Below are 1,595 nucleotides of genomic sequence, written 5' to 3' on the forward strand. Positions count from 1 at the left end.
AAAGCATCAACACTTTCATGGAGAGTTTGATCTTGGCTCAGGACGAACGCTGGCGGCGTGCCTAATACATGCAAGTCGAGCGCAGGAAACCAGATGACCCCTTCGGGGTGATTCTGGCGGAATGAGCGGCGGACGGGTGAGTAACACGTGGGCAACCTGCCTGTAAGACTGGGATAACTTCGGGAAACCGGAGCTAATACCGGATAGTATTTCCTTTCTCCTGATTGGAAATGGAAAGACGGTTTCGGCTGTCACTTACAGATGGGCCCGCGGTGCATTAGCTAGTTGGTGGGGTAATGGCCCACCAAGGCGACGATGCATAGCCGACCTGAGAGGGTGATCGGCCACACTGGGACTGAGACACGGCCCAGACTCCTACGGGAGGCAGCAGTAGGGAATCTTCCGCAATGGACGAAAGTCTGACGGAGCAACGCCGCGTGAGCGATGAAGGCCTTCGGGTCGTAAAGCTCTGTTGTCAGGGAAGAATAAGTACAAGAGTAACTGCTTGTACCTTGACGGTACCTGACCAGAAAGCCCCGGCTAACTACGTGCCAGCAGCCGCGGTAATACGTAGGGGGCAAGCGTTGTCCGGAATTATTGGGCGTAAAGGGCGCGTAGGCGGTTTCTTAAGTCTGATGTGAAAGCCCACAGCTTAACTGTGGAGGGTCATTGGAAACTGGGGAACTTGAGTGCAGAAGAGGAGAGTGGAATTCCACGTGTAGCGGTGAAATGCGTAGATATGTGGAGGAACACCAGTGGCGAAGGCGACTCTCTGGTCTGTAACTGACGCTGAGGCGCGAAAGCGTGGGGAGCGAACAGGATTAGATACCCTGGTAGTCCACGCCGTAAACGATGAGTGCTAGGTGTTAGGGGGTTTCCGCCCCTTAGTGCTGAAGTTAACGCATTAAGCACTCCGCCTGGGGAGTACGGCCGCAAGGCTGAAACTCAAAAGAATTGACGGGGGCCCGCACAAGCGGTGGAGCATGTGGTTTAATTCGAAGCAACGCGAAGAACCTTACCAGGTCTTGACATCCGCTGACAACCTTGGAGACAAGGCATTCCCTTCGGGGACAGCGTGACAGGTGGTGCATGGTTGTCGTCAGCTCGTGTCGTGAGATGTTGGGTTAAGTCCCGCAACGAGCGCAACCCTTGATTCTAGTTGCCAGCATTCAGTTGGGCACTCTAGAGTGACTGCCGGTGACAAACCGGAGGAAGGTGGGGATGACGTCAAATCATCATGCCCCTTATGACCTGGGCTACACACGTGCTACAATGGATGGTACAAAGGGCAGCAAAGTCGCGAGGCTAAGCAAATCCCATAAAACCATTCTCAGTTCGGATTGCAGGCTGCAACTCGCCTGCATGAAGCCGGAATCGCTAGTAATCGCGGATCAGCATGCCGCGGTGAATACGTTCCCGGGCCTTGTACACACCGCCCGTCACACCACGAGAGTTGGTAACACCCGAAGTCGGTGAGGTAACCTTTTGGAGCCAGCCGCCGAAGGTGGGATCAATGATTGGGGTGAAGTCGTAACAAGGTAGCCGTATCGGAAGGTGCGGCTGGATCACCTCCTTTCTAAGGATAATTGGAACTG

The 1,595-nt window shown here is 54.5% G+C and carries 1 rRNA gene; it reads left to right on the forward strand.

The window, feature by feature from the left end:
- Nucleotides 1-14: 14 nt before the first annotated feature.
- A 16S ribosomal RNA gene (locus tag BLQ53_RS18545) occupies nt 15-1,576 on the forward strand.
- The last annotated feature ends 19 nt before the right edge of the window (nt 1,577-1,595 follow it).

Source organism: Terribacillus halophilus, from assembly GCF_900101385.1.
Taxonomy (GTDB): domain Bacteria; phylum Bacillota; class Bacilli; order Bacillales; family Amphibacillaceae; genus Terribacillus; species Terribacillus halophilus.